Source organism: Actinomyces sp. S6-Spd3 (assembly GCF_000758755.1).
Taxonomy (GTDB): domain Bacteria; phylum Actinomycetota; class Actinomycetes; order Actinomycetales; family Actinomycetaceae; genus Pauljensenia.
Genome location: NZ_JRMV01000276.1, coordinates 150,419 through 164,119, shown reverse-complemented (window position 1 = coordinate 164,119; position 13,701 = coordinate 150,419). Strand labels below are relative to the sequence as shown.

The window sequence follows — 13,701 nt, the reverse complement described above, 5'->3', positions numbered from 1 at the left end:
TACGAGAGTCATGACAAAGCCACCAGCGACGGAGATGAGTAAAAGCGATTAAAGAGCCTCCGTTCCCTGCGTTGGGACGGAGGCTCTTTCTTTGCCGTTTTACTCCCTTGTCTCCGTTCGGGGATTATTTCTTGCTCATTTAGGGCTATTCGCGCTGAAAGATTTTGACTAGCTTGGTGTCCTTTATTTCGTAGACAATGTCTGCGACGTTCTCGACCAGCCTCTTATCGTGGGAGACGAACACTATCGTTCCGGCATAGGCGCTCATCATCTGCTCGAGGGCTTCGGCGCTCTTGATGTCCAGGTAATTTCCAGGCTCGTCCATGAGCAAGATGTTGTATCTGCCCAGCAGCATCTTCGCGAGTAGCAGCTTGATGACTTCGCCTCCCGAGAGAACGCCAACGTCCTTTGTCAGGTCGCGCGGTCCGATTCCCATAGAGGCGAGGATGCCTCGAATTTCGGTCATGCTGTACTCGCAACCATCCTGCATGAACGAGATCGCAGACTGACGGGCGTCGAACTTGTAGCCTGTTTGCTCGAAGTAACCGATCTCTGCCTTGGGAGAGATGTTGATACCGTCGGCGCGTCGAGCGATTGCCTTCAGCAGGCTGGTCTTTCCTGTACCGTTGCCACCGGTGATGGCCACTTTGGCACCGAGCGGTATCTCGAATTCCGCGTGGTCATAGAGCATGCAGTTGCCGAAGCTCAAGCTGAAATCGTCTGCCGAGATGGGAAATTTACTATGCAGTTCCAGGGCCTTGCTCTGGCGGAACCGCACGGCGCGAATGCTATCTGGGGCCTCAATCCCTTCGAGCGCTTCGAGGCGCCTCTCCATGTCCTTAGCCGCCTGGTACATCCTCTTCTGTTTGGTGCCGGTTGCTTTCTGATGCCCCAATCGACCTGCATACTCGTGGCTTTTTTTCGCAGCCTTCCGCTTGGCGTCGACCTGCCGTGCTTTTTTCCGTTGTTTTTCGATGGCGGCTTCGAGGCGATCGCGCTCGCGCATCGCCTCTTCGTATCGAGTCGCCTGAGCTTTGCGCTCTTCTTCTTTCTGTCGCAGATAGTCGGAGTAGTCACCCCAGAATTCGGAAATACCGCCGTCTTTGAGCTCCCAGATCTTGTCTACCACCTGGTCGAGAAAATGACGGTCATGGCTCACGATGAGCAGAGCCCCATCAAATGCCTTGAGTTGTCCGACGAGAAGGCGGATGCCGTCTTGGTCGAGGTGGCTCGTAGGCTCGTCGGCGAAGATCGCGCTTGCATGCTGGGAGAGTGCAGAGGCAATCTTGGCGCGTGTTTCCTCCCCGCCGCTCATCGTCTCCTGCGCCACTCCGGCGACGTTGAGACGGGAGAGCATCTCACCACTGTCCTGAGCCGCATCAAGGTCGAGTTCATCGAGTTGGCCGATGAGGGCAATGCTGCCGAAGCGCCTGACGTCGGCGTCCGCAATGGTAAGATTGCCGCTCAGAATTTTAAGCAGGCTGGTTTTGCCTGCGCCATTGTCTCCCACCAAGCCGATGCGATCGTAGGAGTAGATTTCCAACTCTTCGATATCCAGGATATCGCGGCCGGCATATTCCAAAAAGATGTCTTTAGCTTTGACTATGAGTTCCATAGGTTGAACCGCCTTTTGTGTATTAGCCTTTTACTGGAAGCGCAGCCATGCCAAAAAAGATTGCTCACGTCGATTTTTCGCCTTTGCCCAATTGCCGGCGCGAGCGTTTTGACCTTGCGCAAGCCGGCAAATCCGAAAATGATAGTTGGCGACGAATAAGGAGCGCGATGTGGGATGTCGGCGCAATACCTCGTCGTCGCAAGGGCTTGAAGGCTGACGCGTGAACCGATGGCTGCCGCCTCTTTTTTTCGAATACTTGGGCTATTGAATCCGCCCGGTATCTCTTTTCCCCACGTTTCGGACGCTCGGAGCAAGCAGCATAGCCATCGCAAGCAGTACCATGGTCGCTCCAGAGCCGACGAACCATAACGGAGCTCCAAGCAGATCCGCAAAAACGGAGGGGGCCGCGAGGCCCATGGGCATGGCCCACGCCATGATGGTTCCGTAGAGGCCGAAAACGCGGCCTAGGTACTCAGGAGGTATCTGCTCCTGCATAAGGGCAGTCTGGGTTCCCGCGTACAACGGGGAGCATGCGCCCATAAGAAAGCTCGCCGGTAGGAAAACGGCGAACAGCGACGGGCCGATCAATCCGGATGCGATTGCGACGACGCCGAAGCCGGCGATCGCGGCGACCATGGTGAGCGACCTATTGCGGAACCCTCCCGTGGCCGCCAAAATGCCGGACCCAGCCAGCATGCCTGCGGAGAAAAGGACCTCCACCAAAGCAGCATCCCCCGTGCTACCGCCAAAATGTCCCAAGGTCATTATTGGGAACAATGCCGCGAGTGGGGAGAACGCGAAAGCGAAGACGAACCCGCACCAAAGAAGGGCGAACAGCCCCCTGTATCCCCTGATCAGCTTGTAGCCGTCCGAAATCTCAGAGAAAAGTTCTCGAACTTTATTGGAAAAGGACGAGCTGCGGTCGGCTTCGTCGAGTCCTCCTGCGTCTATCTGAGCGGCGAGGACAGCTAGAGAAGCGAAAAGCGCCCCCAGCACGTCGAGGGCAATCATGGCGGTAATGCCCGCCACAGGATAAATCACTGCCGCGAGCGCGGCGCCAAGAATGTATCCGGCGGACTGAATCGCCTGCATCACTCCCGATAGGCGAACGAGATGCTCTGGCGGGGCGAGATGGGGCGTGAGGGATTGGGAGGCCGGCGTGTAGAACGAAGTGCCAGCTGCGCGGAGAAACAGGGCGATGAGTATTGACCACGCAGGTAAGCTGCCGGCCAACGAGGCAATCGCCAAGGCGGCGCCCACCGCGGCAACGAAGAGGTCGGCGCCGATGAGAACACGTTTCAAAGGCAGCCTGTCGACAACGGCGCCCGCAAGGACTCCGAACAAAGCAATCGGCAGAAAGCCTGCTAACGATGCCAGGGAGAGGAGGGAAGATGATTCTGTCGTGAGGGCGATATGCCAAATGAGACCCATTTGGAGAATCAAGCTCGTCAATGTCGACACGAGCTCCCCGCCCCATACGAAACAAATCTTAAATTGCCATGAATGGCACAGCGAAACAGACCTGCGCCGAGAGGTTTCAAATATCATGGTTATGTCCAATCGTGAAATGGCGTGCAGAAAAACAACGCGACGCCACAACAGCGCCGCTTTCTAGGCGCTCATCCACGTGCGGAAAAGACCAACCACGACACCCCTCCTTTGTTAATTCGGTCTGGCAAACCATGTAATATTAACGAGGCTTGAGTTTGCCTGTCAAGAATCGACCATCGGAAAGGGCAATCCTCTCTGGCCATTCGATTCCTTTTGTATCTTTGGTTGCATAGGTGACCCGCCAGGGCTATTACGCGTGGAAGAGGCGCCTGCCGAGCTGGCCGATGAGGCGCTGAAGATGGCCCTGGTCAGGCGAAACGATCCCAAGGGATGCGTACATCATTCGGATAGTAAGAATGTTGCCAGCAGGTTTTGCGGCAACCGCAAAGGAGCCGTATCCTGCAGCTGGAATCACGTTGCAGCATCCTGACCCGCATTCCGATTGGCGGACGGCCCGCTTCGGCATCCTGACCAGCACAGCGATCGAGCCTTGTCATTCCTTGGATATGCCGGTTGCTCGGGGCGGTCCCGACGGAGGCCCTCGCCTCCCCGGTCCGTGACCCAAGAAGGGCAAGCATGCTGATCTGCATGGCTGGTTCCTCCTTTATGTAGACGACCATGCAAAGAAGGGACAACCGAGGAGGCAGGTTACTGATGCGGGCTCCCGCACGCCCATGACTACCCGACGGGCTGTTTTTCATCTCCGATGCCCGCATTGCAGCATGAACGAATGTGCCTCGACATCTCTGCTGGCATGGTACGACTGGGATCGCACCTCGACGCATCCTTGCGCATACTGCCTTCCAAGTTTCGAAACCGGGAAGGAAAGTGTATGTGAGCGACGATATCGGCGCCGATTCGACGCTCGAGAGGGAGATTGCGCCGATTCTATCCATCGGGGATGCATTCCCGAAGATTCTCATCACTCGCACGAGGCATGAGCCCCATACCCGGGAGGGCGTGCTCGTGCTGAATTTCGCGAGGTGGCTGCTTGGCGGGTAGGGTTCTGAACGTCGCATTGGGATATCGCGCGACAGGGCACGCAGGGCTGTTTGTGCCCGCACGGGAAACGCCGTCGCCATGCGGGCGGCCTGTCGTGTCCGATTAGCCTTTTGCTAAACAGGCTTACGCCAACTCATGGGCAAGCCACCTGAGACTATTCACTTTGCTTATCGTTGACAAAGACCTGTGGCCTGCGGTTTTGTGAACGGCTCGTAAGCCACCCGCGTCGACTCACTTACTGTTGAAGCTGGTGGTTTGCAGGCTCAAAGGCGGTTGAGTTTCAAAACGGGCGTTTTTCGGCGATATCGAGCCTCCAAAGGCGGCTCTCCGTGCCCCTTGGGACAAAAATAAAAACTCAATACTCTGAGTTTGAAAATGGTTTTTGAAGTTGTCCCAGCTTTTGTCCCCGAAGCCGATGAAACGCGACGTCGCGTCATTCAGCGGCACTCACTTCGAGATGCCGCCGAAAACTGGGTGCAACTGGAGTGACGAGACGGCAAAACTATAACCACCGAGTGGGAGTAATTAATCTTCGACGTTGGCTTAAACGCGTGGGCCCGGGAGCACTCTGGTGAGTACTCCCGGGCCCAATTCTCTTCTTCAAGCTCTTTTGTGCAAGTTTATTGCTCAATCATCGAAAAGTGTACATCTATGCTTAATATGCAGTAATATTCAGCACAGATGTACGAGCAAAGAAGAGGCGATTATGACCTTAATTGAGATTGCGAAAGTGCAGAACGGCTACGTGTCCGCATCGCAGGCAACTGCAGCTGGCATTCCCAGAAGGAAGCTCACCGAGGCAGTTGATAAGGGAGAGCTTGTTCAAGCTGGACGCGGCCTCTACGCTCTTCCGGAGACATGGGAGGACCCATACTTTGTTGCCCAGCACCGATTCTCGCGCGGTGTATTTTCCGATGAAACGGCGCTCTTCCTGCATGGTATGACCGATCGTGCCCCCTTTTCTCTCACCATGACCTTTCCTAGAACCTACAATGCCACACCCGCCAGAGAGTCGGGGATAGTCTGCCGTTCCTGTGCCGATGAGGTACTCGAGCTTGGGTTGGCAGAAGTGACTACCCAGCACGGCAACGTAGTCAGAGCGTATGACCTAGAGAGAACACTTTGTGACCTGGTTAGGGGACAGCGTATGGTCGACGCGCAGATAGTTACCCCGGCGATGCAGACTTATGTCAGAAGCTCAAAGAGAGATTTTGTGAAGCTCATCGAGTATGCACGCAAGCTCGGCGTCGAGAGGAAGATCCGGAACTACTTGGAGGTGCTGCTGTGAAGACAAAGAATACAACGCAGCTTAAGGCGCGCGTGAATAGCATGGCCAAGGAGGCGGGTATCCCTGCGCAAGCGCTCATGCAGAGCTACCTCCTCGAGAGGTTGCTCGAGCGCCTCTCGAGATCGAAGTGGAGGAATAACGTCATCATCAAGGGAGGCGTGCTCATCTCCTCCCTTGTCGGCGTCAGGTCAAGGACCACAATGGACCTGGATACGACGGTCAGAGGGTTCGCCCTTACTCACGAATCCGCAGAAAGAGCATTCCGTGACATTGTGACGGTGCAAGCAGACGATGACTGGAAGTTCGAGTTTGACAGGACAGAGGACATTCGAGAGAGCGATGAGTACACGGGTATTCGTGTGCACCTGAAGGGGATCTACGCGCCCATGGTGGTCCCACTGACAGTGGACGTTACCACTGGTGACCGGATTACACCGGACGCGGTGGAATATAGCTACCCGCTCCTCTTTGATGAGGGTGATATCAGCCTCATGGCCTACCCGATTGAGACGGTGCTTGCTGAGAAACTTGAGACCGTGGTATCCCGTGGCGTTGCCAACACCCGTCCGCGAGACTTCTATGACATCCATGTCCTGCTGGGAGTCAAAAGAAGTGATATCGATATGGGAATGTTGAGAAACGCCTTGGCGTCGACGTGCGAGAAAAGGAATAGTCAAGCCGCCATTGAACGCTGGGCAGAGGTGCTTGACGATGTTGCCGGCGACGCAGTCATGCAAGCGCAGTGGGTGAAGTATGTGAGGAAGAATCCGTTCGCAAAAGGAATTTCGCTTCAAGAGTGCTGCAAGACAGCAAAGGCCGTTCTCGAAGAGTTGACCAATATTGGCAGTTAAGCTCTACGGGCAAATAGTAGAAGAACTGAAATGGCAAGGTGTTTGACTTAGCGTTCGTCTGGGTTATGCTGCGGCGCGTTGTGTTCCAAGGGGCAAATGTGAATGGCAATGAAATTAAGAATGAGGCGTCGGCCGGAATGAAACAGCTGGCTGAAGAAATTAACGAGTGCATCGAATCTATTCGAAGATACATTCAAATTGATCGACAAGAGATATTGCTAATGGCCGTTAGCGATATCGCGACTTTCAGCAATCCTATCCCTGAAGGTGATGTCCTCTTCTACAGGCAAGATGATGTGCCATCCCGCCCCGTCGAATACCTGCAAAGTCTCATCGCTGCAACGGATAACACAATCTGCACCCATGTCTCTGATGAAGATATTGGCCGACTAGCGCATAGGTATGTTTATGACCAAAAGATACTGTTTTTGAAGTCGCTAAAATACTTGTTTTACCGATACCGGGAGCTCGGAGATGACAGTGAAACAAGTCAGCTGGCCTTCGAAGCTCAATTAATGCATATGGTTAGAGGGAATAGATATCGCTTCCTTCAGATCGATTATCTTCGGCCACTTGTGCTCGCTCACGATGATGAATTTCAAAAATTGTTCGATGTGACGGCAAATGAAGTGGTCGCTGGATATGAAAAAATTGAAATAGCGTTGTTAAACGGCCGACTTGAAGGCTTGGATGCTTTGAGGAAGCTTTGTGACAAGGCAAGATTGGCTGACGACTTCGATATTTCGAGTATTCCTGACGAGGATGTGAAAGCAGTTGAAGACGCGTTCTCCGTGAGCCTTTTCAATGTCACTAGGATTACTGGTTGGCCCGAGGCTTTTGTCGATGCCCTGTCGTTTGCTCCGGGTGAGGCTTGTTTCTTCGAAGAAGGAGAAATGCAGTATTGGCCGATAGTTACGCTTCCGATCGTAGAACGGCCATTCATCAAGATAGGCGGAGACAGCTACTGCTTCGACTACTACGCGCTTACCGATAATTTCTATAGGGCAATCCAGAAATTAATTCTGCGTACCGATTTCGACTATTCGGAGCGATGGCAGCAAAGGCAAAAAGAGGCTAGTGAAAGAATGGTCGAATCGGTTTTCAAGGAGATGCTTCCAGGGTGCTCCACACATAGGGATAACTATTACGGAAGTAAGAAGCATCGAAGTGAAAACGACCTTCTGATTAGGTATAGAGATGCGTTGTTGGTGATCGAAGTTAAAGCTGGCAGCTTTACTGATGCTCCGCCGGTGTCAGGTTATGCTTCGCACGTCAATCGCTATAAAGAGCTGATAGGAAAAGCGAATAGTCAATGTGCTCAGATGAGAGACTATATTCGCCGCTCCAACACTAACTTGGTCCTCTACGACGAGCACATGCAGCCGAAGGAAGTACTTGATATCTCGGATATCAAGAGCATCTTCTGCCTCTCGGTAACGGTAGACAACATTAACACTTATGCGGCTTGTGCCGAGAAACTTGGTTTTTTAGACCTTGAAGAAGGCGTGTCTTGTCTCGCAATTGATGACCTCATGACTTACAGGGAATACTTCGATAATCCGCTAGAATTCCTCCACTTCCTCAAACAAAGAGAAATTGCGGCCCTCAATGAGAGGCTCATCCTCAAAGACGAACTCGACCACCTTGGCATGTACATTGCGCATAATTGCTATTCCCTAGAAGTCGACAGCATCGCGAAAGATAAGACCATTTATGTGTCAGGTTACAGAGAGGAATTGGACGAATATTTCGAGCGGCTTGGCACTCCTTCACCCCAGCTTCAGAAGCCTCGGCAAAGTATGCCTAAGCGCTTTCGTGAAATAATTGACGTGTTGCTCAGCTCTGGCAATCCTCAAGCTGTTCACGTTTCCTCATACCTGCTTGATTTCTCCAGCGAAGCACGTGAGCAACTATCTGACGGCATTGAAATGTCTCTGGAGAGACAAGCCGCAACTGGCAGACAGGTCGTTCTTTCGTTCTCAGGCACCGGGAATTCACTTCGTCTGACGTGTTTCGTGTTTCAAGATGAATTGTCTGACGTCATGTCTGATCAAGAAATGTTCGACTATGTTGCAACCATCCTTCTTGCGAACAAAGAAGACGAACGCATGTTGTTGTCGTTTAGATTCGATACGAGCCGAGCCCTCCAAACGGTTGATATGCGAACAATCACCCTTTCTCAGATCCCTTCATCTCGGTTTGATGAACTGAGAAAACGCGGCGAGCGAATGGGTGATTTTCGAGTCGCCAAGTATGTAGAACAGTATGGAAGAATCGCGAGGAATCAGCCCTGTCCATGCGGAAGCGGAATGAAGTACGGGAGATGCCATGGGCGAGGCAAATAGTTAGCGCTCGGAAGCGGGTGCTTCGTTGTCAGAGAATCTACAATTGACTGCCAAGTGCCACAATGAACCAACAGATCTGTGCGTAGATCAAAGCGCGTGTTGAGCTCGCGGATCCTTGAGTAGAGTAGCGTTCGTTGTAATGTACCCGCTTGGCCGTTCAAGGAGGAACCCTCATGAATTTACTTGAGTACATGCGTGCGAAAGACCGCATGACACAGGCGGAATGGGAGTGTACTTTTCAGGACGACGAACGCGAGATTCTTGTTGTCCTTGCTGAGGGACAGGGAGCCAACAAGAGGAACGGATTTTGGGAAGTTTCCGTTGATTTTCTTGCGCACGTAGAGTGCGAGACCGGTACTTTGTTCCCAAATGAAGGGCGCTTGGTCTATCCCGCCACTGATGAGGACCATGATACGGGAGATATATTTTCTCGCTTTAAAGAGCGGACGATTTATCGCGTGAAGGTACGCAAGAAGATCCCCGAAGAAGTACCTGAGATTGTTACTGCTTCCTCGCAGAATCAGTTTCGAGTTGTCGAGGTTTGTGAAGAGAACCCGCCGTGTCCAGAGTTGGAAGAGATTCTGGCTGAATATTGCAGGCCAATCATCTTGAATGACGAGGTCCTAGGAGAGCTAACCCTGGATAAGACCCTGGGGGTCTTTGAGGGGAAAGCTCAGTGGCGCCGCGCGTCAATCGACATTTCGTTGGAGGTTAACCCGGCTCAAAAGGCGAGCTGGACGAAAGCCAGGAAAGCGATGAAGAGCCTGCTCGAAGGTCAAGAACAATGGGACCGCGACATGCGTGCCTGCGCGGCGCGCTCATTGACCGCGAGCGCTCGTGATTGGCAGGAATCTGGGGACGACGAGGCTCCAGAAATTACACAAGAGAGTTTTGCTCAGCGAATTGAGCTCAGCAGCATCTCAGTGAGCGCAGGCGGCTCATTCACCGCCTATTTCGACGATGATCAGATGTTCTTCGGACACTGCATCATGGTGCGAGGAACCCTAAAGAAAGGCGCCGTGTCGGCACATATGGGTGGGTGAGTACCGACTGCGCACTCTCAGTTTTTGTGTGCGGTGATCGCAAACTGAAGGGGCAGGCGCTCGGGGTTTTCACGAAGATGCCAGCCTCCGGTGGAATCTTGTTCCATGAGCTCGGGCCACGGGCACCATGCCGTGCGCGGAGTCTCCTCAAGGGCATCGATTACCAGCCCTGCGTTGATGAGAGCTGTGACGATCTGTCCAAGGGAGTGATTCCACTGGTGGTTTGTTGTGTGAGTAATCCGCGGTGCACCGGGAGAATCCACGTAGCTTGAATCGTCATCCCACGTCATTGGAGCATCCTGCTCGAAGTATGGCTGCTCAATCTTGAGTCCGTCGGAAATGTCCTCCCCGATTGTCATGAACATCGGGTGGTCATCGCGGATGAAGAAGGTGCCGCCGGGTTTGAGTAGGGAAGTGACGACTTGCGCCCACTGGGTGATATCGGGTAGCCAGCACAGGACACCGATCGAGGTGTAGACCAGATCGAAGGTGCCGGACACTGCTTCGCGAGCGTCGTACACGTTTGCGCGAATGAACTCGATGTCAGCGCCCGCGCGCTGGGCGATGCTGCGCGCGTGGGCAAGCGAGGCCTCGGACAGATCGAGGCCAATGACGCGCGAGGCCCCGCGGCGCGCAAACCCGATCGTGTCGGTCCCGACGTGGCACTGCAGGTGGATGACCTCTTTGCCGGCGAGATCGCCGAATCGTTCGATATCTTGGGCCAGTTCGTCACTAATTGCCGTCGGCTCCTCGAGCAGGCGCTGGTAGTCGCAGTAGTTGCCAGCCATGTGCAGCTCGGCGCGGTCGTCCCAGTTGCGTTCGTTATCGGAAAACCATTGCGCTCGTCTGCTTGTTTCAGTCATTTGGTCATTGTACGTCGGTGGGTTGTTGGGGTGGGGCGCCTGCCGAGGCCTCGGCGCTGGCTATGCGCGCTTTGTCCGCTCTGCGCAGCTGCAGGTAGAGGACAGCGGCGGAAAAGAAGTCCGCGACGGCGAAGAAGTGCAGTGCTATGTGGATCGCCGCGAAGGATCCGGGGATTAGCCCGCGTTTTGCCGCGCGAATGGAGGCTGCGAAACCGTAGGAGGACGTCGCGAGCATCAGGAGGTACGACATTGCGAGCAAAGGAACCACGACGAAAGGCGCTGCAAGAAAAAGTCCGGGGATGACAAACATGATCGTCGCAATGCCCGTGGCGTAGAGGAATATCAGTGTGTAGAAGGGGATCATGCAGAGTTTCAGGAGCAGATCCCAAAAAGCCAGTCTGCGCGGGCTGCCTTCTGCTCGATCGAAGCATGCGCAGAGGATATTCGCGATCCCAATGACTAGTAGGAGAACTCCCCACGTGGGCCAGTCTGTTCCCCGGCCGAAGAGGTCATAAAAGGGTCCGCCGCTGTAGACCGCAACGATGAAAAGAAGCGGCAAGGCGGTGCGCACGACTTTGTACACGGCGAGCCTTCTTTCTGGTGAAAACTTGCACTACTGGCGAGGATATCACCGTGAAAAGTGCGTCTCCACAATCCCGTCGAGTTGGGTGCGGATCTCCTCAAAAGGCCTGTTGAGGTCGAGCGTCCTCACAGTTATCGCATTCCCGCTCATCCGATACACGCCATCGGGGTAGACCTCTTCATCGGTCTTCGCATACAAGAGCATTCCTGATACCCTGTGTGCTTCGCCGCTATGCGCGGCCTCCATATTCTTCACATACGTGAAGATCTGATAGAGGTTCCCCGAGTGCAGGCTCCGCGTGCCAAACCGCTCCTGCGTGGCGTGCGCATAGTATTTCGCGTCAATAATGAGCACCGTCTCTCCGCGCCTCAGAGTCACATCGGATCGCATCGTCGGCAGCATGTCATCGAAACCATCATCAAGCGCCCACGCGATATGTGGCGCGCTCGCATGAATCTCAGGATGCTCCTGGCGGTAGTACTCCAAAATAAACTTCTCGTACAAGCGGCACATATTCTGCTCGTCCAGGAACTCGGCGAGCCGAGTTGCTCCGCCTTCATTGGTGTGCAAAAGCTCCGAGTAAATCAGCCAACAGACGTTGATCAGCATGCGATAGGTCTGATTATTGCGATCAAAACGCATATGCCAGTTGGCCGCGCTGAGCTCGATATCCGAAACGTCTGCGAAGAAGGGGAGCAGCCTGCGCAGTTCTTTCTTCCGAGGCCTCGAGATCCTTGAACGTATCAATGCCGCGCATGTCGCCTTGATGATCTGGTTCATTGGCGTGTCGAGCGAAAACTCGTCGTAACTGCACACCAACTGCCGGCGCAGAATTGAGCGCGTCTTGAGAGACTCCGTAACCTCGATTTTTCCGCGCAGAGACGACAGCGGCTCTGTAACGTCGACATAGGAACGCCCGAGGCCTCGCTTGAGCTGGGAGCGCACGCCGCGGATAAGGATCTCAGCCAAGAGCTCCGCAGTGGAGGCAAATTCCTCGGTCGCTATATCGCGGTACCCCTGCTGGCGTAGCACCTGGAAGGCGTACGCAAGCATGTAATAGGTGTTACGAATCGGAATCATTGAATCGAGCGGCGAAGTGCATCGGACCAGAGGCGGACCTTCTCCTGATCATCAAACCAGTATTCGCCAAGCATGGGGATGAGCTCGTATTCAATGATCGCTGAAAGGCTGGCGTGATCGACTGTTCCTCCAACGAATCCACAGAAGTAGCTGTGCCCGATCATGAAGCCTTTACCAAGAGACTCGTCGCTTGCGATCTCGGTGTTCAGCCTGACCACGCACGAGACCAAATTGTCGAAAGCGGGACTGTCGACGGCCTCGCGATAGCGCGTGAAACCGGCGGAAGAAAAGCCCGGGTCGAGGGTGAAAAATGCAAAGCGGCGACGTAGTGCGTAGTCGAGCAAAGCAAGTGAGCGGTCCGCTGTGTTCATCAAGCCAATCAGGTACACATTGCTAGGCACGCAGAAACGCTCGCGCGAATACAACAACTGGAGTTTGTTCTTCTCACCGCGTTTATCATTTTCGATAAGCATGAAGAGCTCGCCAAAAATCTTTGAAAGATTTCCGCGGTTGATCTCGTCGATGATGAAGAAATAATCGCGCTCATCGTCGTCGGCTGCTTCCTTGCAGAAGGTGTAGAACGCGCCTTTGGAAAGCTCGAAACCGTCCGCGCTGGGGCGGTATCCCTCGATGAAGTCTTCGTAGGAGTAGCTTTGGTGGAATTGCACCATCATGACGCGTTTGGCGTCTTTCGTGCCCATCATTGAATACGCGAGTCGCTTCGCTGCGAAGGTCTTGCCGACGCCGGGTGCACCTTGCAAAATGACGTTCTTCTTCGCGCGAAGTAGCCCGGTGAGGGTGTCGTATTGCTGATCGGACATAAAGACTTCCGAGAGGAAATCTTCCCTGTCATATGCGGGGTATTCGATCGCAGGCTGGTCGTCGAGCACCTCATCGGCCTCGACCTCGAAAAGAGTTTCAATGGCTGCGACAAGCGTTGTGTCATCCGTGATGTCAGTCAGCGTTTTCATTGGGAGTATGCGATCAACTGCCCACTCGCCCTTGTGTGTCCACTCAACGCTGCGGAGGTTGGAGAAGTGCCCCTGGGCCTCGTCGTATTCGTAGTCTCCGGTAACGAGGCCGCGCCCGAGGATCTTCCCTCGGCCTCCTTTCACGAAAACGACGTCGCCGGGCTTGAGGTCGTTGGCGAACTGCCAGAGCGCGTAGGCGTCGTTGCGAGGGTTGGTCGTTCCGCTGCTTGAGTCGACCAGCGCGAGGCGGATCGCTTCTTTGCTTGCGTACGCCGAGAGGTCGCCAGCTTCTCCCCAGGCAAGTCCCATCACTCCCTGGCTGTAGAAGTCCTCCCACATGCACGCGGCCTTACCCGGTGCATAGAGCCAGTAGTGAGTCGTTTCAACATCAGCGTCACCGAGTGAGTTTTCGATGGGTGTCATGTTGGAGGTGAATTGACCCATGTCCATAGCGGCCTTCCTTGAACGCGCTTGTAAACCTGGGTCTAATGCTAGTTTGCATTGGGCCT

At 54.1% G+C, this 13,701-nt stretch carries 12 protein-coding genes; 5 read left to right on the top strand and 7 right to left on the bottom strand.

Annotated elements, in window-relative coordinates; genetic code table 11:
- Positions 1-145 precede the first annotated feature (145 nt).
- From abc-f to HMPREF1627_RS10500, 3 genes are all read right to left on the bottom strand, one after another.
- Positions 146-1,615, bottom strand: a complete 1,470-nt coding sequence (gene abc-f, locus HMPREF1627_RS05930; protein WP_034501943.1) for a ribosomal protection-like ABC-F family protein — start codon at positions 1,613-1,615, stop codon at positions 146-148.
- 261 nt (positions 1,616-1,876) lie between these two features.
- A complete protein-coding gene (locus HMPREF1627_RS05925; protein WP_051479427.1) occupies positions 1,877-3,163 on the bottom strand; it encodes an MFS transporter in 1,287 nt (428 codons plus the stop codon).
- Positions 3,164-3,416: 253 nt separating this feature from the next.
- Complete coding sequence (locus tag HMPREF1627_RS10500; protein WP_156334367.1) at positions 3,417-3,581, bottom strand: hypothetical protein; 165 nt, start codon at positions 3,579-3,581, stop codon at positions 3,417-3,419.
- 419 nt (positions 3,582-4,000) lie between these two features.
- On the opposite strand from HMPREF1627_RS10500, the gene HMPREF1627_RS10400 reads away from it, so the two are divergent.
- From HMPREF1627_RS10400 to HMPREF1627_RS05905, 5 genes are all read left to right on the top strand, one after another.
- Positions 4,001-4,168, top strand: a complete 168-nt coding sequence (locus tag HMPREF1627_RS10400) for a hypothetical protein (protein WP_157966984.1) — start codon at positions 4,001-4,003, stop codon at positions 4,166-4,168.
- Positions 4,169-4,874: 706 nt separating this feature from the next.
- Complete coding sequence (locus HMPREF1627_RS05920) at positions 4,875-5,456, top strand: type IV toxin-antitoxin system AbiEi family antitoxin domain-containing protein (protein WP_034501942.1); 582 nt, start codon at positions 4,875-4,877, stop codon at positions 5,454-5,456.
- On the top strand, positions 5,453-6,307 hold the full coding sequence (locus HMPREF1627_RS05915; protein WP_034501941.1) for a nucleotidyl transferase AbiEii/AbiGii toxin family protein: 855 nt from the start codon (positions 5,453-5,455) through the stop codon (positions 6,305-6,307). The genes HMPREF1627_RS05920 and HMPREF1627_RS05915 overlap by 4 nt, the downstream gene beginning before the upstream one ends.
- Before the next feature lie 38 nt (positions 6,308-6,345).
- Positions 6,346-8,652 (top strand): YecA family protein, encoded by a 2,307-nt coding sequence (locus HMPREF1627_RS05910; protein WP_034501939.1) that lies wholly within the window; start codon positions 6,346-6,348, stop codon positions 8,650-8,652.
- A gap of 173 nt (positions 8,653-8,825) precedes the next feature.
- Positions 8,826-9,695, top strand: coding sequence for a DUF2262 domain-containing protein (locus tag HMPREF1627_RS05905; RefSeq protein ID WP_034501936.1), 870 nt, complete (start codon positions 8,826-8,828; stop codon positions 9,693-9,695).
- 17 nt (positions 9,696-9,712) lie between these two features.
- On the opposite strand, the gene HMPREF1627_RS05900 is transcribed toward HMPREF1627_RS05905, so the two are convergent.
- From HMPREF1627_RS05900 to HMPREF1627_RS05885, 4 genes are read right to left on the bottom strand one after another with little or no spacing between them, the layout of a single operon-like run.
- Positions 9,713-10,558 (bottom strand): class I SAM-dependent methyltransferase, encoded by an 846-nt coding sequence (locus HMPREF1627_RS05900; RefSeq protein WP_034501934.1) that lies wholly within the window; start codon positions 10,556-10,558, stop codon positions 9,713-9,715.
- 4 nt (positions 10,559-10,562) lie between these two features.
- Positions 10,563-11,141 (bottom strand): hypothetical protein, encoded by a 579-nt coding sequence (locus tag HMPREF1627_RS05895; protein ID WP_034501931.1) that lies wholly within the window; start codon positions 11,139-11,141, stop codon positions 10,563-10,565.
- A 45-nt stretch (positions 11,142-11,186) separates the two neighbouring features.
- Positions 11,187-12,221: a 5-methylcytosine-specific restriction endonuclease system specificity protein McrC gene (gene mcrC, locus HMPREF1627_RS05890; RefSeq protein WP_034501927.1), complete on the bottom strand. Its 1,035-nt coding sequence runs from the start codon at positions 12,219-12,221 to the stop codon at positions 11,187-11,189.
- Entirely contained in the window at positions 12,218-13,642 is a 1,425-nt protein-coding gene (locus HMPREF1627_RS05885; RefSeq protein ID WP_234305263.1) for an AAA family ATPase, read from the bottom strand. Before HMPREF1627_RS05885 ends, mcrC begins: the two co-directional genes overlap by 4 nt.
- Positions 13,643-13,701 lie beyond the last annotated feature (59 nt).

Excerpts from the sequence above, each read along its gene's own strand:
- mcrC (WP_034501927.1), bottom strand. The coding sequence starts at position 12,221 with ATGATTCCGATTCGTAACACCTATTACATGCTTGCGTACGCCTTCCAG.
- HMPREF1627_RS05925 (WP_051479427.1), bottom strand. The coding sequence starts at position 3,163 with ATGATATTTGAAACCTCTCGGCGCAGGTCTGTTTCGCTGTGCCATTCA.
- abc-f (WP_034501943.1), bottom strand. The coding sequence starts at position 1,615 with ATGGAACTCATAGTCAAAGCTAAAGACATCTTTTTGGAATATGCCGGC.
- HMPREF1627_RS05900 (WP_034501934.1), bottom strand. The coding sequence starts at position 10,558 with ATGACTGAAACAAGCAGACGAGCGCAATGGTTTTCCGATAACGAACGC.
- HMPREF1627_RS05920 (WP_034501942.1), top strand. The coding sequence starts at position 4,875 with ATGACCTTAATTGAGATTGCGAAAGTGCAGAACGGCTACGTGTCCGCA.
- HMPREF1627_RS05885 (WP_234305263.1), bottom strand. The coding sequence starts at position 13,642 with ATGGACATGGGTCAATTCACCTCCAACATGACACCCATCGAAAACTCA.
- HMPREF1627_RS05905 (WP_034501936.1), top strand. The coding sequence starts at position 8,826 with ATGAATTTACTTGAGTACATGCGTGCGAAAGACCGCATGACACAGGCG.